The sequence below is a fragment of the Glaciihabitans sp. INWT7 genome, from assembly GCF_014217685.1.
In the GTDB taxonomy this organism is placed as follows: Bacteria; Actinomycetota; Actinomycetes; order Actinomycetales; family Microbacteriaceae; genus Lacisediminihabitans.
This window is the reverse complement of sequence record NZ_CP043653.1, coordinates 2,837,374-2,861,854: the sequence shown is the minus strand read 5'-3', so window position 1 is coordinate 2,861,854 and position 24,481 is coordinate 2,837,374. Positions and strand designations below refer to the sequence as shown.

Below are 24,481 nucleotides of genomic sequence, written 5' to 3'. Positions count from 1 at the left end.
CCCCTCGACCCGCTCGAATGGCGGTCGAGGCGCAGGAGACGGGGGATGCCCCGGCGAGGCTACAGCTTCGCGCCGGCCGCCCACACCTCGGAGACCTGCCACTCGTGATCGAGCAGCACTGCATCGGCGGCGAAGCCGGGAGCGAGGTACCCGAAGCGGTGCCCGTAGCCGAGCGCGGTGGCGGGAGTGATGGTGAGGGCTGCGACCGCATCCCGTGGTGAGATCCCGGTCGCCTCGATCGCGCAGCGCAGCGCGGCGTCCTGGGTGAGGGTGGAGCCCGCGATGGTCGAGGTGCCCGACAGCACGGCAAGGCCGTCTTTCACCGTCACATTGAGGGAACCGAGGCGGTAGTCTCCGTCGTCGGATGCCGCCGCGGCCATCGCGTCGGTCACCAGTGCGACCCGGCCGGGTGCCGAACGGAACACCATCGCAGCGACATCCGGATGCACGTGGAGGCCGTCGAGAATGAGCTCGATGGTCACCCTCTCGTCTTCGAAAGCGGCGATGATCGGTCCCGGCGCCCGATGATGGATCGGCGCCATGGCATTGAAGACGTGGGTGAGCAGGCGCGCTCCCCGGTCGAAGGCCTCGCGGGTGAGGTCGAATCCGGCATCGGTGTGGCCCACTGCCACGGTCACCCGATTCTCCACCAGCACGTCGATCGCCTCGAGGGCGCCTTCGCGCTCGGGAGCGATCGTGATCTGGCGCAGGGTGCCGCGAGCGGCGCCGAGCAGTTCGTCGACCGCCCACGGGAGGGGGTCGAGGAGGAACTGCGGGTTGTGGGCACCCCGGCGATCGGAAGAGAGGAACGGCCCCTCGAGGTGCGAGCCGAGCACGAGTGGATCGGATGCCGCCAGCTCGGCGATCACGCCGAGACTCTCGCGCAACTGTGCGACCGGATTCGCCACGAGGCTGATCACCGAGCGGGTGGTGCCATGGGCGCGGTGAGCATCGAGTGCCGCGGCGATCTCCTCCCCGCCGTTGTCGAAGGAGTGCCCTCCTCCTCCGTGCGCGTGGATGTCGATGAAACCGGGCACGAACCAGCGGCCTCCGACGTCGACCACGGTGTCGGCCTGCGGATGCTGCGGTCCGGAGCCGACGGAGTCGATCGTGTCACCGCGCACGAGCGCCCAGAAGTCGTCGACCTGTCCGTGGCCATCGAGCTTGCGGGCACTGTGAAAGAGGGTGGTCATCGTGGTTCTGCTTCCTGTGCTGTCAGTTCCGCCGCGATTTCCGCGCGGCCCGCGATGACGCCGCTGATCGCGGCGACAACACCGAAGATCACGCCGACTACGGGGTATCCGATCATGAACCAGACGGCGACGGCGGCCCCCATCACGAAGATCTCCACGAGGCTGCGGCCGACGACATCGAGCGGGAACACCGCCTTCGGGGATCGGAACAGGGCCCAGACCACGGCGGCGAAGAGCGGAGCGCCGACCATGAAGAGCACTCCGGGCCACGGAAACGGCCAGGCGAGGTATCCCCAGAATCCGAGGGAGAACAGGGCGAACAGCTCGAGGACGAAGCGAAGCACGTCATTCGGCCCGATTCGCACCGCAACAGTTCCTGGCGTTGTCACACCCCAACAGTAGCGATGCATTGACAGCCTGGCGGGGAGCCCACTAGCGTGTGCTCACGGACTGAACAGGTCTGAACAGGTGCAGTATGCGCGTTGTCACGACGAACCGGAGGAATTCTGTGAGCACCACCGACACCCCACGAGACCTGCGGGAAGCCAGGGGCATCGAGCTCAATGGCATCAACACGATTCAGGAGTCCGAGCGAAAGGGAACGGCGTCCAGCCTGTTCTGGCCGTGGTTCGGCGCGAACGTCTCGGTCTTCGGCATCAGCTACGGATCCTTCATCCTCGGCTTCGGCATCTCGTTCTGGCAGGCGACTTTCGTCAGCCTTGTCGGCATCATCGTCTCGTTCCTGCTCTGCGGCATCGTCGCGCTCGCCGGCAAGCGTGGCTCGGCCCCGACGATGGTGCTCAGCCGGGCGGCCTTCGGGGTGCGGGGAAACCGGGTTCCCGCCGTGCTGTCCTGGGTGCTCACGGTGGGCTGGGAGACGGCGCTGACCGCTCTCGCCGTGCTCGCGACCTCCACGGTGTTCACGGAGCTCGGCTTCGACGGGGGGATCGCGACGAAGATCGTCGCTTTGATCGTGATCGCGGCCCTCATCGTGGTCGCGGGCATCGTCGGCATCGACTTCATCATGCGTCTTCAGGTATGGATCACCGTGATCACGGGAGTGCTCACCGTCGTCTACATCGTGCTCGCGCTGCCCAGCATCGACTTCGCGAAGATCGCGGCCATCCCGGCCGGCCAGCCCCAGGCCGTCGTCGGCGCTCTCGTGCTCGTCATGACTGGCTTCGGCCTCGGTTGGGTCAATGCCGCGGCGGACTATTCGCGCTATCTCCCGCGATCCACCCGCAGCTCGGCCGTGGTCGGATGGACCACCTTCGGAGCCGCCGTCGCGCCGATCGTGCTCGTGGTGTTCGGACTGCTCCTCGCCGGATCCTCCTCCAAGCTGAGCGACGCGATCAGCGGTGACCCGATCGGCGCGCTCACGTCGATCCTCCCGGTCTGGTTCCTGATTCCGTTTGCGCTCGTCGCCGTGCTCGGCCTCGTCGGGGGAGCGGTGCTCGACATCTACTCCTCCGGTCTTGCGCTGCTCAGCGCCGGCATCCGAATCCCCCGCTTCGCCGCCGCCGGCATCGACGGCGTGGTGATGATCGTCGGCGCGATCGTGGTCGTCTTCTTCGCGACGAACTTCATCGGTCCGTTCCAGGGCTTCCTCATCACCCTCGGAGTGCCGGTCGCAGTGTGGTGCGGGGTGATGGTCGCCGACGTGATCCTGCGCCGCAAGGACTACGCGGAGGCAGAGCTCTACTCGACCACCGGGCGCTACGGCGACGTGCGCTGGGTGCCGATCCTGCTCATCGTCGTGGGCACCGGTCTCGGCTGGGGACTCGTCGTGGCCACCGCCGACGTGCCGTGGCTCAACTGGCAGGGCTACTTCCTCGGCCCGCTCGGCCTCGCGAAGGACTGGTCCTACGCCAACCTCGGGGTGCTGCTGTCGTTGCTCGTCGGCTTCTTGGGCACGATCGTCTTCAGCCGGGCGACAATCCGTCGCCAGGAGGCACTGCCGATCGAGGAGCCCGTTGAGACCGTAGTGCGATGAACGGTCCCTGGCTGGTCGTCATCGACATGCAGGTGGTGTTCGGGGATCCGAGCAGCGCCTGGTTCACCCCGGGCTACGCGGCGATCGAACCGACCGTCGCGCGTCTCGTCGAACACTTCGGTGAGCGGGTCGTGTACACGCGGTTCATCGCGCCGGAGCATCCGACCGGCGCCTGGGTGCCCTATTACGAGCTGTGGCCGTTCGCCCTCGTGCACCACAGCGATCCGCTCTACGAGCTGATGCCGGCGTTCTCCGGCACCGACCATCCGGTGATCTCGCGCACGACCTTCGGCAAATGGGGAGATGAACTCTCCACGATCATCGGACCGGATGCGGCGGTGGTGCTCGCCGGCGTCTCCACCGACTGCTGCGTGCTCTCGACCGCCCTCGCCGCCGCGGATGCCGGGGTGCGCGTGCTCGTCGCGCAGGACGCCTGCGCCGGATTGAGTGCGGCAGACCACCAGCGCGCCCTCGACGCGATGGCGCTCTACGGCCCGCTGATCGAGGTCACGAGCGCTGACGCCGTGATGTCCTGATGGTCGGCGGCGCACGGGTCTCTGGGCTCAAACACGAGGAGATCGCGCGCATCCTCACCGGGGAGATCCGCGCGGGCGAGGTGCCGTACGGGCTGCAGCTGCCCGGGGAGACCACTCTCGCCGAGAGATTCTCGGTGAGCCGCAACACTGTGCGCGCGGCCCTCACCGAGCTCGGCCGTGCCGGGCTCATCAGCACGCGCTCGGGCAAGGGATCCTTCGTCACCTACGATGGTCGACCGCTCAACGTGAGGCTCGGCTGGGCGCGGGCCCTCCAAGAGCAGGGGCTCGAGACGACGGTGCGGGTCATCGGCGCGCAACCCGTGCAGGATGCCGCGCTCGCCGCATCGCTCGGGGAACCGAGCGACAGCTTCATCGCGATCGATCGCCTGCGGTCCATCGTGAACGGCCCGGTGATCTCCTACGAGAGATCACGGGTGCGGGCGACGGCTCAGGTGGCCGACGCGGTCGCGGCCGGCCAGGCCGCGGGATCGCTCACTCGCATGCTGCTCGAGTGCGACCTCGTCGCGTCGACCGGCGAGCAGTGGGTGGAGGTGAGGATGCTCGACTCGACGGAGGCCGCACTTCTCGAGCGCCCGCCCGCGGCGCCATTCCTCTGGTCGCGCTGCGTCACCCGCAACGCCGTCGGCGAGCTCGTGGAGCACGTGGAGAGCCTGCTCGATCCCGCTCACTTCAGCCTGCACTTCCAGTTCTCGGCGCACGAGTGAGCGCTCGCGAGCACGCCATCGCAGCCCTGTACGGACTCGCGATCGGCGATGCCCTGGGCATGCCGACCCAGCAGATGTCACGCGCCGAGATCGCCGGCCGCTATGGCGTCATCGATGGCTTCCGGGCCGCGGATCCTGGGCATCCCCTCGCCGGTGGGCTCCCGGCGGGACACATCACGGATGACACCGAGCAGGCGCTCTTGCTCGCCGACCTCCTCATCGCGGGGCGGGGCACGGTGGATCCGGGGGCATTCGCCGCCGCTCTCGTGGCGTGGGAGGACGACATGCGAGAGCGAGGTTCGCTCGACCTTCTCGGGCCGTCGACGAAGCGCGCCGTGCGCGCCGTGCTCGACGGCGAGCCGATAGCGACCGCCGGTCGGTTCGGAACGACGAATGGTGCCGCCATGCGGGTGACACCGGTCGGCATCATCCGCACATGGCAGCCTGTTGACACCCTGGTCGACCTCGTCGCGTCGACCAGCCTCGTCTCGCACAACACCGGCGTCGCGATAGCCGGAGCGAGCGCGGTCGCTGCCGCCATCAGCGCCGGAATCGACGGCGCCGACCTCGGTGAGGCCTTCGACACGGCGATCGAGGCGGCCCGGCTGGGCGCGAGCCGGGGCTACTGGGTCGCGGCGGCGGATGTGTCGGCACGCATCCGCCTCGCGATCGACCTGGCCGATCCCGCCGATCCCCACGGCAGTCTCACCCGCCTGTACGAGGTCATCGGCACGAGTCTCGCCACGCAGGAGTCCGTGCCGGCCGCGTTCGGGATCCTCGCCACCTTCCCGCACGATCCCTGGCGGGCCGTCTGCGCCGCGGCTTCGCTCGGCGGCGACAGCGATACCGTGGCCGCGATGGCCGGAGCGATCGGGGGCGCGGTCTCAGGCTCCACAGCATTCCCCGCGGAGGCGCGCGAGACCGTGCGGGCGGTGAACTCACTCGACCTCGAGTCGGTCGCCGACGGCCTGTTGGCGCTGCGATGACGAGCAGGCTGGTGAGCGTCGGCAATGTGATCGTGGACCTCACCCTGCGCATCCCCGCGCTTCCCGAAAGAGGCAGCGATGTGCTCGCCCGCGACACCGGCAGCACGCCGGGAGGGGCCTTCAACACGCTGGTGGCGGCCGTTCGCCAGGGCCTCGCCAGTGCGTATGGCGGAGCGCACGGCGTCGGACCGCACGGAGACCGGGTGCGATCGGCCCTCAGCGCCGAGGGAATCGCGGTGTTGCTCGATCCCTCCCCGGATGCCGACACCGGCTTCGACATCGCCCTGGTCGACGACGACGGCGAGCGCACCTTCGTCACGGTGTTCGGGGCTGAAGCGAGGCTCGCCGCCCGCGAGCTGGTGAGCATCAGCCTCGGCGCGGGTGATCTCGTGCACGTCTCGGGCTACGGCCTTCTCGAGAGCACGAACGCCGGCGTGCTTGCCCCGTGGATCGCGGGGATCGGCCCCGGGCACACGGTTCTGTTCGATCCCGGCCCGCTCGCGACAACGGTCCCCGCGGAGGCGCTCGCCACCGTCGCCGGCCGTGCCGATTGGCTCAGCTGCAACCTGCGGGAGGCCCTCTCGCTGACCGGTGAGTCGGATGCCGGTGCTGCCGCCACGGCTCTGCGCGAGAGCTGGCGCGCGGTCGTTATCCGGCTCGGTCCGCAGGGGTGTCTCGTCGTGGAGGACGAGGCTCGATTCGTTCCCGGCTTCGCCGCCGAGGCCATCGACACCACTGGTGCGGGTGATGCCCATACGGGGGCATTCCTCGCCGCGCTCGCATCGGGGGAGCCGCCGCCTGCTGCGGCGCGGAGAGCCAACGCCTGCGCCGCCATCGCGGTCACCCGGCGCGGCCCGGCCACCGCTCCGACCGCGCCAGAGGTTCAGCGGCTGCTCGACGGCGCGGACTAGGGCTGCAGTCGCTCCAGCGTCCAGCCGCCGTCGACGGCCGTGAAGACCAGCCGATCGTGCAGTCGCGAGGTGCGGCCCTGCCAGAACTCGATTGTGCTCGGCACCACGCGGAATCCGCCCCAGTGCTCGGGGCGCGGCACGATCGATCCCTCCGGATAGCGAGACTCGAGCTCGCGCATGCGGTCTTCGAGAACCCGGCGAGAGGCGACCGGCTCGGACTGCTCGCTGGCGAGCGCGGCCAGGCGTGAGCCGTGCGGGCGGGCGGCGAAGTACGCGTCGGAGGTGGCGGCATCCGTGCGGTGGGCGACGCCCCGCACGATCACCTGGCGGGTGAGCTGGTACCAGGGGAAGAGCAACGAGACCGCCGGATGCGCGGACAGCGCGTGCCCCTTGTGTGACCGGTAGTTCGTGACGAACTCGAATGCCTCGCCGTCGAGGCCCTTGAGCAGCACAGTGCGGCTGCTCGGCGTGCCGTCGGAATCCACGGTGCTCACCACCATGGCGTTGGGCTCGAAGATCTCGGCGTCCTCTGCGGCGGAGAGCCAAGCCGCGAACTGTGCCATCGGGTCGCGGAGCACGTCCGACTCCGAGAGGCCGGTCGATCCGTAGTCGGTGTGTCGTTCGAGTGAGCTCATGTGCAGATCCTAGGCACCTCGGCTGGCAGCGTCATCGGGTTTTCGCTGGCGGATGCCCACACTGGATGGCCACGTTGGATGCCAACACTGGATGGCCACATTGGATGGCCACACTCAATCCTGCTTCTTCCTCTTCTTCTTCAGGTCACCCGCATGGTCGGGCACGTGGCGTTGCAATTCGCGCGGTGGCCGGTTGTAGCCCTCCGCCTGCGGTCGCTCAGGAATCTGCACGGGCGCGGGCTCCACATGCTCATAGGGCACGAGGGACAGGAGGTGACTGATGGTGTTCAGCCTCGATGACCGCTTGTCATCACTCTCGATAGTCCACCAGGGGGATTCATCGGTATCCGTATGAGCGAACATCTCGTCTTTGGCGCGCGAGTACTCTTCCCAGCGGGTGATGGAAAGCAGGTCGGTGTCAGACAGCTTCCACCGGCGCATCGGATCTTCCAGGCGGGAGCGGAAACGCTTCTCCTGCTCGGTATCGGAGACCGAGAACCAGTACTTGATGAGCAGGATGCCATCTTCGATGAGCATCCGTTCGAAGGTCGGGGTCTGGGATAGGAAACGCGCGTGTTCCTCGGCCGTGCAATAGTCCATCACCCTCTCGACTCCGGCCCTGTTGTACCAAGAGCGATCCATCAGCACTATTTCGCCCGACGTCGGAAGCCGTTCGATGTACCGCTGGAAGTACCATTGGCCGCGCTCGCGTTCGCTGGGAGTCGGCAGAGCGACGACACGCGCCGTCCGTGGGTTGAGGTACTGCGCGATGCGCTTGATCGCGCCCCCCTTGCCGGCGGCATCCCGCCCCTCGAAGATCACCACGACCCGGGTTCCGGTTGCGGTGATCCACTGCTGCATTCGCACGAGTTCCACCTGGAGTCGCTCGAGTTCCGCTTCGTAGGCGCGCTTGGGGGTGCGCTTCACTGAGGTCTTTCTTTCCGGCACGGGATGAGCTCCTCTGTTCCTGACGTCGCTAGCGGAAGATGATCGTGCGCGCTCCGTCACGCAGCACGCGGTTCTCGGCGAACCACTTCACCGCCTGGGTGAGGGTGCGGGATTCCTCGTCCTGGCCGATGGACATGAGCTCGGCCGGGGTGCGGGAGTGGTCGACGCGCACCACGTTCTGCTCGATGATCGGACCCTCGTCGAGGTCGCTGGTCACGAAGTGCGCGGTAGCCCCGATGAGCTTGACCCCCCGGGCATGGGCCTGGCGATAGGGATTGGCTCCCTTGAATCCCGGGAGGAAGGAATGGTGGATATTGATGATGCGCCCCGACAGCCGCTCGCAGAGTGCGGGAGACAGGATCTGCATGTAGCGCGCGAGCACCACGAGCTCGATGTCGAACCGCTCCACGGCGTCGAGCACGCGATCCTCGAAGGCGAGCTTCTGGCCCTCGGATGCCACGGGGTGCGACTCGAACGGAACCCCGTAGAACTCGGCGAGGCCGCCCAGATCCGGGTGATTGCTCAGAACGAGGGGAAGTTCGACCGGAAGCTGGCCGGCACGTTCGCGGAACAGCAGATCGTTGAGGCAGTGGGCGGCCTTCGAGACCAGCACCAGTGTGCGCAGGGGCCGGCCGACGACATCCAGCGTCCAGGTCGCGTCGTAGTGGGTGGTCACGGGCGCGATCGCCGCTTCGAATGCCTCACGGGTCACGGCGGATTCCACCTGCAGCCTCATGAAGAAGGTGCCGGTGTCGGCACTCGAGAACTGCTGCGACTCGGTGATGTTGCCACCGGCGGTGACGATGGCCCCACTGATCGCGTGCACGATGCCCGGCCGGTCGGAGCAGACGAGGGTCAGCACCCAGTGGGTCGATAGTGCAGAGGTCATCTGCTTAGGCTATTGCCTCCATTGCGACCCACTGGCGAAGAGATGGCCGTACTCTGGAGGGGATGTCGCATGAGCCGCGGCCTCCCGCGGACGGCGATACGTTCCACCACTTCCTCGAACGGACAACCGGTCTCATGACCGCGCCACGAACGACAGCCCCTTTCCCCTACTTCGCCCTCCTGACCGTCGCGGTAGCGATCTTCCTCAGTGTCACCACCGAGATGCTGCCCACCGGTCTGCTGCCCCAGATGAGCGCGGATCTGCGTGTCAGCGAATCCCTCATCGGGGCCACGGTGTCGGTGTTCGCCTTCACGGTCGTGCTGTCGAGCGCGCCCCTGACCGCCGTCACCCGCCGGATCCCTCGCCATGCGCTCGTGGTGTCGGTGTTGCTGGTGCTCGCGGTGAGCACGGTTGCGACCGCCCTCGCTCCCAACTACGCCGTCCTCGTCGCCTCCCGGGTGCTCGGCGGGCTTGCCCACGGGGTGTTTTGGTCAGTCGTGGGGGCCTATTCCGCCTACCTCGTGCCGAAGCATCAGGTCGGTCGCGCCGTCTCGATCACTCTCGGCGGCGGCTCGCTCGCCTTCGTGCTCGGAGTACCGATCGGCACCGCCCTCGGCCAGGCCATCGGCTGGCGGGCGAGCTTCTTCGTGCTGGGCGCGCTCCTCATCGTCGGTGCCGGATTCGTGTACCGGTTCCTGCCCCGGGTAGATCACCTCGCGGGTGCCGCGATGGTCGGAACGGCGACCGGGGGCATCACCGTGCTCGACGGGCAATTCCGCACCTCGACGGTTCCGCGCCGCGACCACTCCGTGATGGCTGTCGTCTTCGTCTGCGTGATCGCCGCGATCATCATGATCGGCCAATACTGCTTCTACACCTTCATCGCGCCCTACCTCACACGTGCCGTCGGCCTGGATGCTTCCGCCGTGAGCCCCGCCCTCTTCGCGAACGGGGTCGCCGGGGTGCTCTCGCTGGTGCTCGTGGCCTTCGTGCTCGGTCGCCGGCCCAACCTCGGACTCGTCATCGCCCTGATCGTGTTGCTCGCTTCGGTGCTCGTGCTCGGCCTGCAACCGAGAGTGCTGGCCGCATCCCTCCCCGCGTTCTTCCTCTGGGGTCTGGCGATCGGGGTGGTTCCACCCCTGTTGCAGACGCGGATGCTGCACGCGGCTCCGGCGCGCATCCGGGACACGGCGAGTGCGTTCTACACCACCGCTTTCAACGTGGGGATCGGAGGGGGAGCCCTCCTCGGGTCGCTGCTGCTCGGCACCCTCGGCCTCGGATCGCTGCCCTTCGTCTATGCCGGCATCCTCGTGCTGTCGATCGCGCTGGTGATCGCCTCGCAACTGGTGTTGCGGCAACGCCCTCCGCGCCGCGTGCTCGACCACTGACCCCTCTGTTCTGTCCGAGGCCCCGGCGTGAGTTGCATTCTTGTGCGGGTGTCCTCGGCCGGCAACCCGCAAAAGAGTGCAACTCGCGCGCTAGAGCATCCGTCGACGGGGAGCCAGCCCCACACTCTGAAGACGCTTCCGGGGTGCGCTCCGACTCACCGCCGGGTACACTCGAAAACGTCACAACTGGCGTTCGGATGGGCATCCATCAGGGAGTGACATGCCTCCACGTTTCGGCCGTTCGCCTGGGCCGAACCGGATAACCTTTTCATCAATCCGGTCGTGCCAAGAGGAGTCATCCAGATGTCCAACATGTTCAATTCGCCGCTCAGTGACGTCGATCCGGAGATCGCCCGCGTTCTCGAGCAGGAGCTCGATCGCCAGCGCGGCACCCTCGAGATGATCGCCAGCGAGAACTTCGTCCCCCGCGCCGTGCTCGAGGCTCAGGGCTCGGTTCTCACGAACAAGTACGCCGAGGGGTATCCCGGTCGTCGCTACTACGGCGGCTGCGAGTTCGTGGATGTCGCGGAGAGCCTGGCGATCTCCCGCGCGAAGAGCCTCTTCGGGGCGGCCTACGCGAACGTGCAGCCGCACTCCGGGGCGTCCGCCAACGCGGCGGTGCTCGCGGCGATCGCGAGCCCTGGCGATCGCATCCTCGGCCTCGAGCTGGCTCACGGCGGCCACCTCACCCACGGCATGAAGCTCAACTTCTCCGGCAAGCTCTACGAGGCGCACGCCTACGGAGTCGACCCGGAGACCTTCCTCATCGACATGGATATCGTGCGGGAGAAGGCTCTCGAGACCCGTCCTCACGTGCTCATCGCTGGCTGGAGCGCTTACCCGCGCCAGCTCGACTTCGCGGCATTCCGCGCCATCGCCGACGAGGTGGGAGCCACCCTCTGGGTGGACATGGCCCACTTCGCCGGGCTCGTCGCCGCCGGGCTCCACCCGAACCCCGTGCAGCACGCTCACGTCACCTCGTCGACGGTGCACAAGACCCTCGGCGGTCCCCGCTCCGGCTTCATCCTCAACAACGATCTCGACCTGCAGAAGAAGATCAACTCCAACGTGTTCCCCGGCCAGCAGGGCGGGCCCCTCATGCACGTGATCGCCGGCAAGGCGACCGCGTTCAAGCTCGCCGCGGAGCCCGAGTTCAAGGACCGCCAGGAGCGCACGATCCGCGGGGCGCAGATCCTGGCCGAGCGGCTCGTCGCCGCCGACGCCACGGCGGCCGGTATCGATGTGCTCACCGGCGGCACAGATGTGCACCTGGTGCTCGTCGACCTCCGCAACGCGGCGATCCACGGCCAGGAGGCGGAGGACATCCTGCACTCCGTCGGAATCACGGTCAACCGCAACGCGGTGCCGTTCGACCCGCGTCCGCCGATGACACCGAGCGGCGTTCGCATCGGAACCTCGGCACTCGCGACTCGCGGATTCGGCGACGAGGAGTTCACCGAGGTCGCCGACATCATCGCCGCTGCGCTCAAGCCGACCCCGGATGTCGAGGCCCTGCGTGCCCGGGCGCTGAAGCTCACCGACGGCTACCCGCTCTACCCCGGCCTCGTGTCGCCGGCAACCTGGTCCTGACCACGAATCACGCCGGGAGGGTTTACCGCGTGCCCGGACGGGCAGGGTCGACTCCCGGGTCGAAAGGACTCAACAGATGACCGCAGTGCGCATGGACGGCGTCGCCACCGCGACGGCAGTAAAGAACGAGCTCGTCGACCGGATCGCGGCGCTCAAGACCCGCGGCGTCAACCCCGGTCTCGGCACGCTGCTGGTCGGCAGCGATCCCGGATCGCTGTCGTACGTGGCGGGCAAACACCGTGACAGCCTCGAGCTCGGCATCGAGTCGATCCGGGTGGACCTTCCGGCCGAGGCGACGGAGGACGAGGTGCGGGCGGCCATCCGCGGTCTCAACGATAATCCTGCCGTGACCGGCTACATCGTCCAGCTGCCGTTGCCCGCCGGTATCGACGAGAACGCCATGCTCGAGCTGATGGACCCGGCGAAGGATGCCGATGGGCTCCACCCCACGAATCTCGGACGGCTCGTGCTCGGCGTCGGCGGCGACCTTGACTCCCCGCTGCCCTGCACCCCGGCCGGTCTCGTGGAGATGCTGAGGCGCTACGACGTGCCGATCGCCGGAAGGCATGTGGTCGTGATCGGCCGCGGCCTCACCGTTGGCCGCCCGCTCGGCCTGCTGCTCACGAACAAGGGCGTGGATGCCACGGTCACACTCACGCACTCCCGCACCGTCGACCTCGCGGCCGAGGTGCGTCGAGCGGACATCGTGATCGCGGCGGTCGGCGTGCCCGGGCTCGTGAAGGCCGACTGGGTGAAGCCGGGGGCCGCGGTGCTCGATGTGGGAATCACGCGCGTGATCAACCCGGACACCGGCAAGGCGAAGCTCATCGGAGACATCGATCCGGCGGTCGCCGAGGTGGCCGCGTTCCTCTCGCCGGTGCCCGGCGGGGTCGGCCCGATGACGCGCGCCATGCTGATGTACAACGTGGTCGCGGCGGCCGAACGGCTGTGAGCGACACCGCGCGCAGTCGACCGAGTCGAATGCCCGAGAAGTTCGTCGCACCGGATCTCGAGGCACTCGGTGCCCTCGTGCGAGACGCGCGGGTCGGCCACTTCGCTTTCGTGGAGGACGGCAGGCCGCGCGTGCTGCCGATCGCGATCGTGGCGGATGGCGCGCAGATCCTGCTGCACGGATCCTCCGGCTCGCACTGGTTGAGACTGCTGGCGACGGGCATCCCGGTCGCGCTCTCGGTGACAGCGATAGACGCTCTCGTGGTGGCGCGATCCGCCTTCGAATCCTCGATGAACTATCGCAGCGCCGTGCTGTTCGGCCGTTGCGCTCCGGCCGCCGACACCCCGGAAGGCAAGGCGGCCGCCCTCGACCTCGTGACCGAAGGGCTCATTCCGGGGCGGGTGGCCGAACTGCGGGCGCACTCGGCGAAGGAGCTCGCGGCGACCCTCGTGCTGCGCCTGACCGTCGACGAGTGGACGCTCAAGGTCTCGGACGGCTGGCCCGAGGACGGCCCCGCGGATGTCGCGGGCGCGGCCTGGGCGGGCGTCCTGCCGGTCCGCACCGGGTACGAGACGGCCACTCCCACGCCGGACCTCGCCGCGGGCATCCCGCAGCCGGAATCCGTTCGCGCACTACTCGACAGCTAGCGCGCCTGCGGCTACTCGCCGACGTAGCCGATCGTGCAGGCGTAGCCCGTTGCGGCCTGGCTGGGGTCCCACCCCGCCACATCGGCGACCGTCGATTTCGCGGCATCGGTCAGAGTAACCCTGCAGGCCTCGATCGTAGACTGTGAATCGGCCGGCACGCTGAAGCCATACAGCGCATACTTCCAGCTGGTGAGGTCCGGTCCGGGGTTGCCGCTCTCGAAGTCGGCGATGGCGCGGCCGCTGCCGGAGGTGGTCCAGGTGAAGCCGCTCGAGCAGGGGTGCGCGGAGTCCGTCGGGGCGATGCCCTTGCCGAGAACCGACTGGCCGAAGTAGACGTTGCCGAGCGTGACGTCGATCGGGTAGACGAACTGCTTGCCGTTGGTGCTCGAGGCCAGGTCCATCTGCAGCAGGATGCTGCCGTTGGCGGCCAGCGTGTCGGCAGTGACCGGCGTGGTGCCGACCCCCGTGCCGCACGCGCTTGCGAACTCGTCGACCAGGGACTTGGCGCCGCTGTCGCTGTAGGGCAGTGGCTCGTGGGCGACCAGTTCGATTGCGATGGTGTTGCCGGTCTTATCCCGCACGTTCGCCGAAATGGTGAACAGCACGTCCTTCGCCGCCGCGGGGGTGCTCGCGCTGGCCGAGGGACTCGGCGACGCCGAGGGCGTCGTGGTCGGACCGGCGTTCGTCGAAGAGCCCGTGCAGCCGGCAAGCAGCACCACGAGAAGGGCGCCGGTGGTCGCACCGAGGATCGACTTGGCTCTCACTGCTGGCTCCTGCGTGCTCGGGGGATCAGTTCTCGCGCGATGCTCCCTGCGCGGCCGTCACGACGAAGGTATCAGGCTGACCGAACCCATGTTCCGCGAATGCGCCGTCGATCGCAACCTGAAGGCGCGAAAGATCGTCCGAACGGATGAGGGCGATGGCCGCGCCGCCGAACCCGCCTCCGGTCATCCGGGCGCCGATCGCCCCGTTGGCCTGTGCCGTCTCAACCGCGAGGTCCAGCTCGCGAACGGAGATCTCGAAGTCGTCGCGCATCGACCGGTGCGAGGCATCGAGAAGCTCGCCGATGCCGGCGGGCCCGAGGTCGCGCAGCACCTCGACGGTGTCGAGCACCCGCTGGTTCTCGGTCACCACGTGGCGGACCCGGCGGAAGGTCACGTCGTCGAGGATCTCCCTGGCGCGGGGGAGGTCCGCGACGCTCACATCGCGCAGGGACTCCGCCCCGAGCATCCGCGCTCCGAGTTCGCAGGATGCGCGCCGCTCGGCGTAGCCGCCGGTGGCGTGCTCGTGGCCCACGCCGGTGTCGATGATCAGCACCACGAGACCGGCCGCCTCGAGGCCGAGGTCTACGACCTCCGATTCGAGGCTCCGGCAGTCGAGGAACACCGCGCAGTCCTTCTGCCCGAGCAGGGACGCGGTCTGATCCATGATCCCGGTCGGTGCCCCCACCGCCTCGTTCTCGGCGCGCTGGCCCACCTGGGCGAGCACCGGGCGCGCAAGGGTGAGCCGCCACACGTCGTTCAGGGCGATGGCCACCGCGCTCTCGATGGCGGCCGAGGAGGAGAGCCCGGCGCCCACCGGCACATCCGACTCGATGAAGATGTCGACGCCGGGCACGGCGGCGAGGTCGGCGCCATGCTCGCCGAGTGCCCAGGCGACGCCGAGGGGGTATGCACTCCATCCGTGCAGGGCTCCGGGGGTGAGCTCCGAGAGGGGGATCTCGACGACCTCGTCGGTGAAAGAGCTCGCGACCCGGATGACGCGATCCTCGCGCAGCCCCAGCGCGACGAAGGTGCGGCGGTTGATGGCGAACGGTAGCACGAAGCCGAGGTTGTAGTCGGTGTGTTCCCCGATGAGGTTCACGCGCCCGGGGGCCGACCATTCCCCGGCCGGCTCGTAGCCGAAGAGGGCGAGGAACTTCGCCTGGAGGTCGTCGCGGATGTCGATCGAGGTCACTGGGGGTCCTTTACTCGGGTGAGGGCGTCGCGCACGAAGGCGGCGGTCTGTTCGGGGGTCACATCGCCGATCCAGGCACCCATGGCGGCTTCGGACCCGGCGAGGTACTTCAGCTTGCTCTCCGCGCGGCGCGGCGAAGTGATCTGCAGCATGAGACGGATGTCGTCTCGCCCGGTCGCGACCGGCGCCTGGTGCCAGGCCGCGATGTACGGCGTCGGGGTGTCGTAGAGTTCGTCGATCGCGCGCAGCAATCGCAGGTAGAGGCCGGCCAGTTCGTCCCGTTCGTCCGGCGAGGTCGCGGCGAAGTCGGGAATCTGGCGATGGGGCAGCATGTGAACCTCGATGGGCCAGCGCGCAGCGAAGGGCACGAACGCCGTCCAGTGTTCGCCGCGCAGCACCACGCGGTCTGAGGAAGATTCGAATTCGAGGATCGACCCGAACAGGTCGGGCCCGAAGCGGGCGATCGATTCGAGCAATCGGGTCGTGCGTGGCGTGATGTAGGGATAGGCGTAGATCTGGCCGTGCGGATGACGCAGGGTGACGCCGATGGCCTCGCCGCGGTTTTCGAAGGGGAAGACCTGCTGGATGCCCGGCAGCGCGGACAGCACCGCTGTGCGGTCGGCCCAGGCCTCGATCACCGTGCGCGCCCGCGATCGGCTCACGCTGCCGAAGGCTCCCTCGTGTTCCGGCCCGAAGGAGACGACCTCGCACCGACCGATCGAGGGCAGGCTGCGACCCAGGCCGATGCTGGTGAGTTCCTCGGCGTCGAACGGTGCCGCGATCCCCGGACCGAAGCTGGGCGAGCGATTCTCGAACACGGCGACGTCGTAGACGTCCGGGATCTCCGAGGGATTGTTCGCGCTCGCCGGGGCGAGAGGATCCTGGTCTGCCGGGGGAAGGAAGACCCGGTTCTGCCGGGCGGCCGCGATGGAGATCCATTCCCCGGTGAGCGGGTCCTGCCGCATGGACGCGGTATCCGGTCGCGGATCGAGGTGGCGGGCGTCCGGGGCACGGTCGGGGCCGAGGCGCGTATCGGCGTCGTCGAAGTAGATGAGCTCCCGCCCGTCGGCCAGCCGGTATTCGCGTTTGACGATCGATGACATGGCGACTCTCTGGGGAGGATGCGGGAAGGAGTTTCGAAAACAACAAAACGTTACCGGCGTTTGACAAGAAAACACAAGTAATCGAAGATGAGCGCATGACAGACCCGAGCTCTCGACCGCCGGCGGCGGCGCGGCGCGAGCAGATCCTGTCCATCGTCGACGAGCGTGGATTCGCCAAGGTGGCACAACTCAGCCAGCTCTTCGGCATCTCAGAGGTGACGATCAGAGCGGATCTCGACGCGCTCGCCGACGGCAACGCCCTGCAGCGGGTGCACGGGGGTGCGGTGACCGGGGGTCCAGCGTCCGGCCGGCCGCCCGGGCCCGAGCGTCCGTTCGAGCAGTCCATGCTCGCCTCCTCACCGGAGAAAGCACGGATCGGGCGAGCAGCCGCCTCGCTCGTGCAATCCCACCAGACCATCGTGCTCGACGTGGGAACCACGACAACCGCGATCGCCGCCGCCCTGCTCGACCGGGACGACCTGCAGGGTGTGGTCGTGATCACCAACGCGCTCAACATCGCGCTGCTCCTCGAGCCGGTGATCCCTCGGTTCACGGTCGTCGTCACCGGCGGCACGGTGCGACCGCTGCAGCACTCCCTCGTCGACCCCCTCGCCGGGGTGGTGTTCGAGCGCATTCGCGCCGACCTCGCATTCATCGGCTGCAGCGGTGTGGATGCGGCATCCGGCATCACGAACGTCAACCTTCCCGAGGCCGACCTCAAGAGGCGCATGCTCGAGGCCTCCGCCCGCTGCATCGTGGTGGCCGACAGCGCCAAACTGGGGGTCACCCAGCACAGCCGGGTGGCCCCGATCGGCCAGATCGACACCCTCATCACCGGAAGCGAGGCCGATGCACGCGAGTTGGCGGTGCTGGAGGCGGCGGGACTCCACATCCTTCTGGCTCGCTAGGCTGACCGCATGCGTGCCCCCACCGGAGACCAGTTCGCCCTCTCGAAGTCGACTCCTCACGGCGAGGCGATCGCGGTGATCACGGAGGTCGCCGCATCGCTGCGCGTGCTCTCCATCGGCGGCGTGGAGCTCACCGAACCATACGGCGAAGACGTGCTGCCGCCCTTCGGCGACGGTACCGTGCTCGTGCCGTGGCCGAATCGGGTGCGCGATGGCCTGTGGATCCACGAGGGTGCCGCCCAGGTGCTCGACATCACGGAACCCGCCCTGCACAATGCCCTTCACGGGCTCCTTCGGGACCGCCCGTACACCGTGGTCGAGCGCACGGCGGAGGCCGTGACCCTCGCGGCGACGGTGCACCCGACCCGGGGGTACCCGTTCACCCTCGACACCACGGTGCGCTACGAACTCGTCGACGACGGCATCCGCGTGACCCACGGCGTCGTGAACGTCGGCGGGGAACGCGCGCCCTATGCGGTGGGGACCCACCCGTTCCTGCGGGTCGGTGCGGTACCGACCTACGAGCTCACGCTCGAGGTCGCGGCCGGCACCCGCTTCGAGACGGATGCCCGGCTCAACCCGATCCGCGAGACGACCGTCGACGGCACGGAATACGACCTACGAGCCGGTCGGTTGGTGGCGGACCTCGACCTCGACGATGCCTTCGGTGGCGTCACCTCGATAGACGGCGTGGCACATCACCGGCTCACGGCTCCGGACGGTCGATTCGTGGAGCTGTGGCAGGAGTCCGACTTCGCGTACGTGCAGGTGTTCACCACTCGCATCTTCCCGCGGGACGACGGGCTTGCGACGGCGATCGCCGTGGAGCCGATGACCGCTCCACCGAACGCCCTCAACAGCGGCCAGGGTGTGAAGTGGCTAGAGCCCGGCGAGAGCTGGTCGGGTTCCTGGGGCATCCGCTACTCTGGAAGTAACGAAGGGGAGTAGTTCCCTCGCACCGGGTCACTTCCACCGGTGTAGTCGGGAGTATCGACATACTGGCGGGTCACGACGACCGGCCCGGTACCCCACCGAAGCGACGAATGCGGTTGCTTCGGCGAACGAGACCTTCGGTCCCACAGGAGACTCCGGCGAGACCCGCGGATTCTTCGAGACCGAAAGGATCCCCGTGAGCGCCACGCGCCCGTCCCCCTCTGCCCCCACCGCATCCGACCTTCGTCGCTGGCGCCAATACCTCGCCGACGAGAAGGCCGAAGCCGCGGTGTACCGCGATCTCGCCGGCCGTCGCTCCGGAGAAGAGCGGGCGATCCTGCTCGCGCTCGCCGAAGCGGAGGGTCGCCACGAACAGCACTGGTTCGACCTTCTGGGTGACCAGGTCGGCAAGCCACGACGAGGAGACTTCCGCACTCGCTCACTCGGTTTTCTCGCACGACGGTTCGGGTCGGTGTTCGTGCTCGCGCTCGCGCAGCGCGCCGAAGCTCGTTCCCCCTACGAATCGGATTCGGATGCCACCCCGGCGATGGCTGCCGATGAGCGGATCCACGCCGAGGTCGTTCGCGGGCTCGCCGCTCGAGGGCGCAACCGGCTCTCCGGCACCTTCCGCGCCGCCGTCTTCGGCGCGAATGACGGGCTGGTCTCCAACCTCGCCCTCGTGATCGGCATCAGCGCGAGCGGAGTACCCAACCATGTCGTACTCCTCGCCGGCGTCGCCGGACTCCTCGCCGGGGCCCTGTCGATGGGGGCGGGGGAGTACGTGTCGGTGCGGTCCCAGCGGGAGTTGCTCGAGGCATCCACCCCCGATCCCGAGAGCAACAGCGCACTCCCGCACCTCGACGTCGACGCGAACGAGCTCGCACTCGTCTATCGGGCGCGCGGCCTGACACCCGATGACGCTGCCGCCCGGGCAGCCGAGGTGCTCAACGATCACAGTCTCGCCGACCAGGAGGGGTCGGTCGACAGGCACGAAGCCGTCGGTACGGGATTCGGCGCCGCGATCTCGAGCTTCTGTTTCTTCGCCTCCGGTGCGGTCATCCCGGTGCTGCCCTACCTTTTCGGGCTGGAGGGGATCGCCGCCCTCTCCGTCGCGGCCGTGCTCGTCGGCCTGGCGCTGCTCGGTACCGGCGCGGTCGTGGGCCTGCTCTCCGGCGGACCGCCCCTGCGTCGCGCCCTCCGCCAGCTCGGTATCGGCTTCGGAGCGGCGGCCGTCACCTACCTGCTCGGCCTGCTCTTCGGCACCTCGACGGGCTAGCGGCGCTGCGCTGCGCTCGGGAATTCCCTACGGCTTGAGGATGCGCACGCGGCTGAGCGCGAACACCGCGAGGCCGAAGAGCACTGTGAAGACCGAGATGGCGACGCAGTAGGCGGCAACCGACGCATACCCGGTCGCCGGGTTGAGGAACGGGTACGGCACCCAGCCGTCGGTCGCGCCGCGAATGAGGATGACGACCAGCCAGACGACCGGATAGATCAGCACGACCCACAGCCGGTTGTACGGCAGCTTCGTGCGATCGGCGAAGAACACCCAGTCCACCAATGCGTAGATCGGGATGATGATGTGCAGGATATTGCTCGACCACCGCAGATCGAACGAGCCCGCCAGCGAGGCACCGGCGAGCAGGGTGTTGTAGACGATCCCCACAATCACGATGATCGTGGTCGCGACCGCCCTCAGGTAGATGACCCAGCTCGGCTGCCTCGTGCGCCTGAAGATGAAATACGCCGAGGCGAGGAAGGCGACCATCGTGATGATGTTGCTCTGGATGGTGAAGTATCCGAAGAAGTTGAACGGATTGATCGTGGTGCGCTCAGCGCTGTAGGCGAACTGCCCGGCGATGGCGGCGAGGATAGCGAGCCCGGCCGCCAGCCGAAGGAGCCCGAAGAGTTGCTTCACCGATGTCCGCCATTCCTAGGAAGAAGCGATCTTGGTCGCCGTGGAAAAGAGCGTAGCGTGACGGATCCCTACTTGTCGCTAGCTTCGCCGCGCGGCTCTGCCTCATCACCAAGTTGAAGGCCGGATGGCCTGCCTGCCGCGAGCATCAGCGATTCGACCCAGGCGCGATTTACGCCTGCGGGCCGGGATCCACTGAAGAAAAAATGGATGCGGATGCCGTTGTCAATCCAGATCGCGTGACGCCCGCTGCCCCGCTCCATCGGCTGAATCCACGAGAGGAAGAAATTCTCGCCCCGTCTCAATTTGGTGCTGATGACGATCTGCAGGTGAGTGAGGAGTCGATCATCGAGTTCGAATTCGCTGTCGCCGTAGTAGAGAACGCCCACGGTGCCCCCTTGCGGTCTGTGACGACAGGTGATTCCCTGCTGGTTGCAGGATAGTCGCCGTCGGAAGGCGCGATCAACGGGCGTACCCTTGGACCGCGGTCGACTGACCGACGCGATCGATCCCGAGCTGAGGAAACCAGTGATAGTGAACCGCCTTACCGTCGATGGGCGAGACTACTTTCTCCCCGATCCCGTTACCGCGCTCAAATCACGGATCCTCGAAGCGATCAAGGCGGGCGGGGGCTACGTGACTATCCCGCCGCTCAAGTCGGGCAGCGGTGTCGAAATCCTGTTCTCGCCCGGAATGCCGGTGTTGTGGACGCGGCTCGACGTCGGGGGCGAGTCTGCGGAGGAAGCGCGAATCGATTCCACTGATGTCGAGCTCGGCGGCGACATCGGTAGCACCTTCTAGAGGCTTTCTGCGGCAATCCAGTCGGCGGGACGGTTCGCAGAGAACACCTGCTCGAGACGGGTACTTGGCGTGGGCGGTGCGAAGAGAAAGCCCTGCGCGCGATCGCATCCCAGTCGACGCGTCTGTTCCAGGTGGTCTGCGGTCTCGATGCCCTCGGCTACGACGCGAATACCGCGCTCGTGTACGAGTGAGACGACGGCGGCCACGAGGGCGAGTGTGGAATCACTGTGTGCCTGAATTAAGGTGCGATCGAGTTTCAGTTCGGTTGCACCGAGCCGGAGCAATCGCTCGATCGAGGAGTATCCGGTGCCGAAATCATCGATCGAGATCCCCACGCCTCGATCCCGCAATTGGCCGAGGTGATCGCGCACCGGGCGGATGTCCGTGATCGCCTGCGATTCGGTGATCTCCAGGGTGAGGAGACCGGGAGGAAGGCGCGTGCGCTCGAGGCTCGAGATGACGTCCGCGAAGAAAAGCGGCGCAGAGAGTTGCGTCGCCGAGACATTGATCGACACTTCGACTGGGCGCCCTCGGCCGATCCAGCCAGCGGCGACCCGACAACCCTGTTCGATCATGTGCGCGCCCATGCGGTGGATCAGTCCTGTTCGTTCCGCGAGGGGGATGAACTCTCCGGGGCCGATGACACCGCGGTGCGGATGATCCCAGCGACTGAGAGTTTCGACGGCAACGATGTCCCCCGTCCTCAGGTCGACTTGAGGCTGGAAGTGCGCGACGATCTCCCCCCGGGCGATGGCTTCCGATAGCTCGGATTCGCCGAGCGGGACCGTCGAGGGCTGAAAGCTCACCCGACTCCTCCTCTGCGCGACCGATGGCTGTGAGGCAACCCTCCCCGTCGTCACGCGAGTTTGTCAAAGCCCCCCATGGTCGTCGCCGGTAAGATAAACTCGCGCGCAACTCCGACGTATCCAGCTTCTCCAGTGGCGACGAACCGCGTGCAGGCTCTGGCCCGGCGGAAGACGGCATTCGCCCCATTCGTCCGGAACGTGGCGATTTATCGTATTTGCTCGCTACCCGCGACCCGAGAGCTGTCATGATCCCCACCGCAGAAGCCATCGGCGATCCGCTGGTTCGTAACAACGTGCGCGTCCTGGGCAACCCGAACGGTCGTCCGATCGTCTTCTCTCACGGATTCGGATGCAGCCAGGAAGTCTGGCGCCATATGGTCCCGTTCTTCGAGCGGGACTATCGAGTGGTGCTGTTCGATCACGTGGGTGCGGGAGGGTCGAATCTCGCCGCCTACGATCACGGAAAATACGATTCGCTGGATGGCTACGCGCAGGATGTTCTCGAGATAATCGACGCCCTCGGTCTGACGCAGGCGGTCTTCGTCGGACATTCGGTCAGCGCGATGGTGGGCATCCTCGCGGCAAATCGCGACAGTTCTCGCTTCGGCGCTCTGGTGCTGGTCGGACCTTCGGCTCGCTATGTCGACGACGCCGAATACCGTGGCGGCTTTGCCCGGGCAGACATCGATTCCCTTCTCGACACCCTCGACTCCAACTATCTGGGGTGGTCCGCAACGATCGCGCCTCTCATGATGGGGAATTCCGATCGACCAGAATTGGGTCGGGAACTCACCGAGAACTTCTGCACCACCGACCCGACGATCGCCAGGCATTTTGCGAGGGTGACGTTCCTCTCAGACAATCGTCGGGACCTCGCCAGGGTGTCCGTTCCCACCCTTGTACTTCAAAGCAGGGAGGACGTGATCGCCCCGGCCCCTGTCGGTCGGTATGTCCATGAGCAGATCAGCGGGAGTCAGTTGGTGATGCTCACATCGAGCGGCCACTGCCCCAATCTCTCAGACCCGGCTCAACTCGCGCGTCGAATTCTCGACTTCATCGGATGAGCGCAGTGGGGCGGGCGGGCGCCGCAGAGACGCCGCCGATCGAGGAATCGCCGGAGGTGCTCTACGACGCGGCTCCGTGCGGCCTGCTTTCGACGACGACGGACGGCGTGATCGTCAGTGTCAATCAGACTCTCGCGGCGTGGATGGCTACGTCTCGCGAGGCCCTCATCGGCACGACTTTCCGGCAGCTGCTTTCTCCCGCAAGCCAGCTGTTCTTCGAAACGCGCTATCTGCCGGTGCTGCGACTCGCGAACGAGATCCACCAGGTCGCGCTCATCCTCGTGCGGCCCGATGGCTCCGAGCTGTCGGTGCTGGTGAATTCCATCGTCGCGACGGATGCGTCCGGTGCACCGATCTTCATCAGGACCGCGATCTTCGACTCGACATCCCGACAGGACTACGAGCGACAGCTGCTCTCGGCCCAGCGTGCTGCAGAGCTGTCGGAGTCCCGCGTTCGCATCATCCAGGAGGCCTCGGCCGCATTCGATGCGACGACGACGGTCGGTGCGCTCGCTGAGGCCTTCGTCGCCGTGGCGCGTCACGCGTTCGCAGCCCCGGATGTCGCGCTTCTACTCCTCGACCCGTCGGGAGGGTTCGAGCGAGCCGGTGGCTCTCAACCGGTGAGCATCCCGGAATCCCCCGACCCACGTCCCGAGCGTGATGCCTGTGACAGCTCACAGATTGTCGTTCTCAAGAATATCGACGAGGCGCTTGCGCGCTACCCCTCGACGGGGCACGCCATGGCCGCGGGGCGGGTGGATGCGCTCTGGGCGGTGCCCTTGATCGCGGAAGGAATCGTGGTGGGCGTGCTGGTCTGCTACTTCGGCCGTGAGCGTGCGATCGACGATTCCGGGGCTCTGCTGATGGGCACTCTCGCCTGGCAGGCGATGTTGGTGCTCAGCCGGATCCGGCTGCACGACGAACTCCATCACCTCGCGCTCCACGATCCGCTCACCGGGCTGGCCAACCGGCGTCTTCTCGAGGAGTGTCTCGCGCCGACCCTCTCGGCAGCTCACCGCCACGGAGGCCCCGTCACCGTGATCTTCCTCGACCTCGATGGGTTCAAGGCGATAAACGACTCCCTGGGCCACAGCCGCGGGGACTTCATTCTGCGCGTGGTGGCCGACCGGCTGGTCGCAGCCGTGCGACAGGACGATATCGTCGGTCGGCTGGGCGGCGACGAGTTCCTTATCGTCTGTGCAGACTCGGACCAAGCGGAGGGCTCGGCGGTTGCCGAGCGATTGCGCGTCGCGGTCCGCACTCCCGACGGCCGTCTGCCCGCTGATCAGACACTGACGGTGAGTATCGGCGTGGCCGTCTATCGACCCCGTGAAGGCCATCGCATTTCGGGCGCCGACCTCATCGCTGCAGCCGACTCTGCGATGTATGAGTCGAAGAAGGCCGGCAAAGACCGGATCACGGTTCTGCAGGCCTGAAACGCTCTCACCCAATCGTGTAGCGAAATGTGATGTTGAGGCGGAGTCGAACATGTCAATGATTCGCTGATCTCCGCGGAAGAGCATAAACATGAGGCTATTGTCAAGCCCCCTCGCGATCCGGCCGTGCCCCGTAGCTTCGAATCGCTGCCCCAGAGACCGTCAG

At 67.2% G+C, this 24,481-nt stretch carries 26 protein-coding genes and 1 riboswitch; of the genes, 15 read left to right on the top strand and 11 right to left on the bottom strand.

Features of this window, described 5'->3' with window-relative positions; all coding sequences use genetic code 11:
- Positions 1 to 59: 59 nt before the first annotated feature.
- Together nagA and F1C58_RS13805 are read right to left on the bottom strand one after the other, a co-directional pair.
- Complete coding sequence (gene nagA, locus F1C58_RS13810) at positions 60 to 1,193, bottom strand: N-acetylglucosamine-6-phosphate deacetylase (RefSeq protein WP_185201639.1); 1,134 nt, start codon at positions 1,191 to 1,193, stop codon at positions 60 to 62.
- Positions 1,190 to 1,582, bottom strand: coding sequence for a YrdB family protein (locus tag F1C58_RS13805; RefSeq protein ID WP_255461123.1), 393 nt, complete (start codon positions 1,580 to 1,582; stop codon positions 1,190 to 1,192). Before F1C58_RS13805 ends, nagA begins: the two co-directional genes overlap by 4 nt.
- An 86-nt stretch (positions 1,583 to 1,668) precedes the next feature.
- Between F1C58_RS13805 and F1C58_RS13800 the strand changes: the two genes are divergently transcribed.
- Genes F1C58_RS13800 through F1C58_RS13780 form a run of 5 tightly spaced genes read left to right on the top strand, consistent with a single transcriptional unit; the run spans position 1,669 to position 6,344 of the window.
- The gene (locus F1C58_RS13800) at positions 1,669 to 3,186 is read left to right on the top strand and encodes a cytosine permease (RefSeq protein ID WP_185201637.1); all 1,518 of its coding nucleotides are present in this window, start codon (positions 1,669 to 1,671) and stop codon (positions 3,184 to 3,186) included.
- On the top strand, positions 3,183 to 3,722 hold the full coding sequence (locus tag F1C58_RS13795) for a cysteine hydrolase family protein (RefSeq protein ID WP_185201636.1): 540 nt from the start codon (positions 3,183 to 3,185) through the stop codon (positions 3,720 to 3,722). The genes F1C58_RS13800 and F1C58_RS13795 overlap by 4 nt, the downstream gene beginning before the upstream one ends.
- Positions 3,722 to 4,447, top strand: coding sequence for a GntR family transcriptional regulator (locus F1C58_RS13790; protein ID WP_185201635.1), 726 nt, complete (start codon positions 3,722 to 3,724; stop codon positions 4,445 to 4,447). The genes F1C58_RS13795 and F1C58_RS13790 overlap by 1 nt, the downstream gene beginning before the upstream one ends.
- Complete coding sequence (locus F1C58_RS13785) at positions 4,444 to 5,433, top strand: ADP-ribosylglycohydrolase family protein (RefSeq protein WP_255461121.1); 990 nt, start codon at positions 4,444 to 4,446, stop codon at positions 5,431 to 5,433. Before F1C58_RS13790 ends, F1C58_RS13785 begins: the two co-directional genes overlap by 4 nt.
- The gene (locus F1C58_RS13780; RefSeq protein WP_185201634.1) at positions 5,430 to 6,344 is read left to right on the top strand and encodes a PfkB family carbohydrate kinase; all 915 of its coding nucleotides are present in this window, start codon (positions 5,430 to 5,432) and stop codon (positions 6,342 to 6,344) included. The genes F1C58_RS13785 and F1C58_RS13780 overlap by 4 nt, the downstream gene beginning before the upstream one ends.
- Here F1C58_RS13780 and pdxH read toward each other — a convergent pair.
- The 3 genes from pdxH to purU all read right to left on the bottom strand — a co-directional run bounded on the left by pdxH (position 6,341) and on the right by purU (position 8,816).
- Positions 6,341 to 6,979, bottom strand: coding sequence for a pyridoxamine 5'-phosphate oxidase (pdxH, locus tag F1C58_RS13775; protein ID WP_185201633.1), 639 nt, complete (start codon positions 6,977 to 6,979; stop codon positions 6,341 to 6,343). The genes F1C58_RS13780 and pdxH overlap by 4 nt on opposite strands.
- A gap of 114 nt (positions 6,980 to 7,093) precedes the next feature.
- Entirely contained in the window at positions 7,094 to 7,906 is an 813-nt protein-coding gene (gene ppk2 / locus F1C58_RS13770; RefSeq protein WP_255461120.1) for a polyphosphate kinase 2, read from the bottom strand.
- A 49-nt stretch (positions 7,907 to 7,955) separates the two neighbouring features.
- A complete protein-coding gene (gene purU, locus F1C58_RS13765; RefSeq protein ID WP_185201631.1) occupies positions 7,956 to 8,816 on the bottom strand; it encodes a formyltetrahydrofolate deformylase in 861 nt (286 codons plus the stop codon).
- Positions 8,817 to 8,950: 134 nt separating this feature from the next.
- On the opposite strand from purU, the gene F1C58_RS13760 reads away from it, so the two are divergent.
- The 4 genes from F1C58_RS13760 (at position 8,951) to F1C58_RS13745 (ending at position 13,393) form a co-directional block, all read left to right on the top strand.
- Positions 8,951 to 10,204 carry an MFS transporter gene (locus F1C58_RS13760; protein WP_185201630.1) on the top strand — a complete coding sequence of 418 codons (1,254 nt, stop codon included), beginning with the start codon at positions 8,951 to 8,953 and terminating at the stop codon, positions 10,202 to 10,204.
- 172 nt (positions 10,205 to 10,376) lie between these two features.
- A riboswitch (ZMP/ZTP riboswitch) is annotated at positions 10,377 to 10,462 on the top strand.
- 45 nt (positions 10,463 to 10,507) lie between these two features.
- Positions 10,508 to 11,794 (top strand): serine hydroxymethyltransferase, encoded by a 1,287-nt coding sequence (gene glyA, locus F1C58_RS13755; RefSeq protein ID WP_219731980.1) that lies wholly within the window; start codon positions 10,508 to 10,510, stop codon positions 11,792 to 11,794.
- A gap of 76 nt (positions 11,795 to 11,870) precedes the next feature.
- A complete protein-coding gene (locus F1C58_RS13750; protein ID WP_185201629.1) occupies positions 11,871 to 12,746 on the top strand; it encodes a bifunctional methylenetetrahydrofolate dehydrogenase/methenyltetrahydrofolate cyclohydrolase in 876 nt (291 codons plus the stop codon).
- Between the two features lie 29 nt (positions 12,747 to 12,775).
- On the top strand, positions 12,776 to 13,393 hold the full coding sequence (locus F1C58_RS13745; RefSeq protein WP_185201628.1) for a pyridoxamine 5'-phosphate oxidase family protein: 618 nt from the start codon (positions 12,776 to 12,778) through the stop codon (positions 13,391 to 13,393).
- Positions 13,394 to 13,404: 11 nt separating this feature from the next.
- On the opposite strand, the gene F1C58_RS13740 is transcribed toward F1C58_RS13745, so the two are convergent.
- The 3 genes from F1C58_RS13740 to galT are packed head-to-tail and all read right to left on the bottom strand — an operon-like array spanning position 13,405 to position 16,452.
- Entirely contained in the window at positions 13,405 to 14,157 is a 753-nt protein-coding gene (locus F1C58_RS13740; RefSeq protein ID WP_185201627.1) for a hypothetical protein, read from the bottom strand.
- A gap of 25 nt (positions 14,158 to 14,182) precedes the next feature.
- The gene (galK, locus tag F1C58_RS13735; protein WP_185204163.1) at positions 14,183 to 15,340 is read right to left on the bottom strand and encodes a galactokinase; all 1,158 of its coding nucleotides are present in this window, start codon (positions 15,338 to 15,340) and stop codon (positions 14,183 to 14,185) included.
- 5 nt (positions 15,341 to 15,345) lie between these two features.
- Complete coding sequence (galT, locus tag F1C58_RS13730; RefSeq protein ID WP_185201626.1) at positions 15,346 to 16,452, bottom strand: galactose-1-phosphate uridylyltransferase; 1,107 nt, start codon at positions 16,450 to 16,452, stop codon at positions 15,346 to 15,348.
- Positions 16,453 to 16,547: 95 nt separating this feature from the next.
- Between galT and F1C58_RS13725 the strand changes: the two genes are divergently transcribed.
- From F1C58_RS13725 to F1C58_RS13715, 3 genes are all read left to right on the top strand, one after another.
- On the top strand, positions 16,548 to 17,360 hold the full coding sequence (locus F1C58_RS13725) for a DeoR/GlpR family DNA-binding transcription regulator (RefSeq protein ID WP_185201625.1): 813 nt from the start codon (positions 16,548 to 16,550) through the stop codon (positions 17,358 to 17,360).
- A 9-nt stretch (positions 17,361 to 17,369) separates the two neighbouring features.
- Entirely contained in the window at positions 17,370 to 18,308 is a 939-nt protein-coding gene (locus tag F1C58_RS13720; protein ID WP_185201624.1) for an aldose 1-epimerase family protein, read from the top strand.
- Between the two features lie 181 nt (positions 18,309 to 18,489).
- The gene (locus F1C58_RS13715; protein ID WP_185201623.1) at positions 18,490 to 19,569 is read left to right on the top strand and encodes a VIT1/CCC1 transporter family protein; all 1,080 of its coding nucleotides are present in this window, start codon (positions 18,490 to 18,492) and stop codon (positions 19,567 to 19,569) included.
- Between the two features lie 27 nt (positions 19,570 to 19,596).
- Here F1C58_RS13715 and F1C58_RS13710 read toward each other — a convergent pair whose 3' ends face one another.
- Both F1C58_RS13710 and F1C58_RS13705 read right to left on the bottom strand, forming a co-directional pair.
- Positions 19,597 to 20,211, bottom strand: a complete 615-nt coding sequence (locus F1C58_RS13710; RefSeq protein ID WP_185201622.1) for a Pr6Pr family membrane protein — start codon at positions 20,209 to 20,211, stop codon at positions 19,597 to 19,599.
- A 68-nt stretch (positions 20,212 to 20,279) separates the two neighbouring features.
- Positions 20,280 to 20,597, bottom strand: a complete 318-nt coding sequence (locus tag F1C58_RS13705) for a hypothetical protein (protein ID WP_185201621.1) — start codon at positions 20,595 to 20,597, stop codon at positions 20,280 to 20,282.
- A 145-nt stretch (positions 20,598 to 20,742) separates the two neighbouring features.
- On the opposite strand from F1C58_RS13705, the gene F1C58_RS13700 reads away from it, so the two are divergent.
- Positions 20,743 to 21,009 (top strand): hypothetical protein, encoded by a 267-nt coding sequence (locus F1C58_RS13700; RefSeq protein WP_255461119.1) that lies wholly within the window; start codon positions 20,743 to 20,745, stop codon positions 21,007 to 21,009.
- On the opposite strand, the gene F1C58_RS13695 is transcribed toward F1C58_RS13700, so the two are convergent.
- Positions 21,006 to 21,815: an EAL domain-containing protein gene (locus tag F1C58_RS13695; RefSeq protein ID WP_185201619.1), complete on the bottom strand. Its 810-nt coding sequence runs from the start codon at positions 21,813 to 21,815 to the stop codon at positions 21,006 to 21,008. The two genes, F1C58_RS13700 and F1C58_RS13695, sit on opposite strands and share 4 nt — an antisense overlap.
- 245 nt (positions 21,816 to 22,060) lie before the next feature.
- Between F1C58_RS13695 and F1C58_RS13690 the strand changes: the two genes are divergently transcribed.
- Both F1C58_RS13690 and F1C58_RS13685 read left to right on the top strand, forming a co-directional pair.
- Positions 22,061 to 22,879, top strand: coding sequence for an alpha/beta fold hydrolase (locus F1C58_RS13690; protein WP_185201618.1), 819 nt, complete (start codon positions 22,061 to 22,063; stop codon positions 22,877 to 22,879).
- Entirely contained in the window at positions 22,876 to 24,315 is a 1,440-nt protein-coding gene (locus F1C58_RS13685; RefSeq protein WP_185201617.1) for a diguanylate cyclase, read from the top strand. Before F1C58_RS13690 ends, F1C58_RS13685 begins: the two co-directional genes overlap by 4 nt.
- Positions 24,316 to 24,481: the final 166 nt, after the last annotated feature.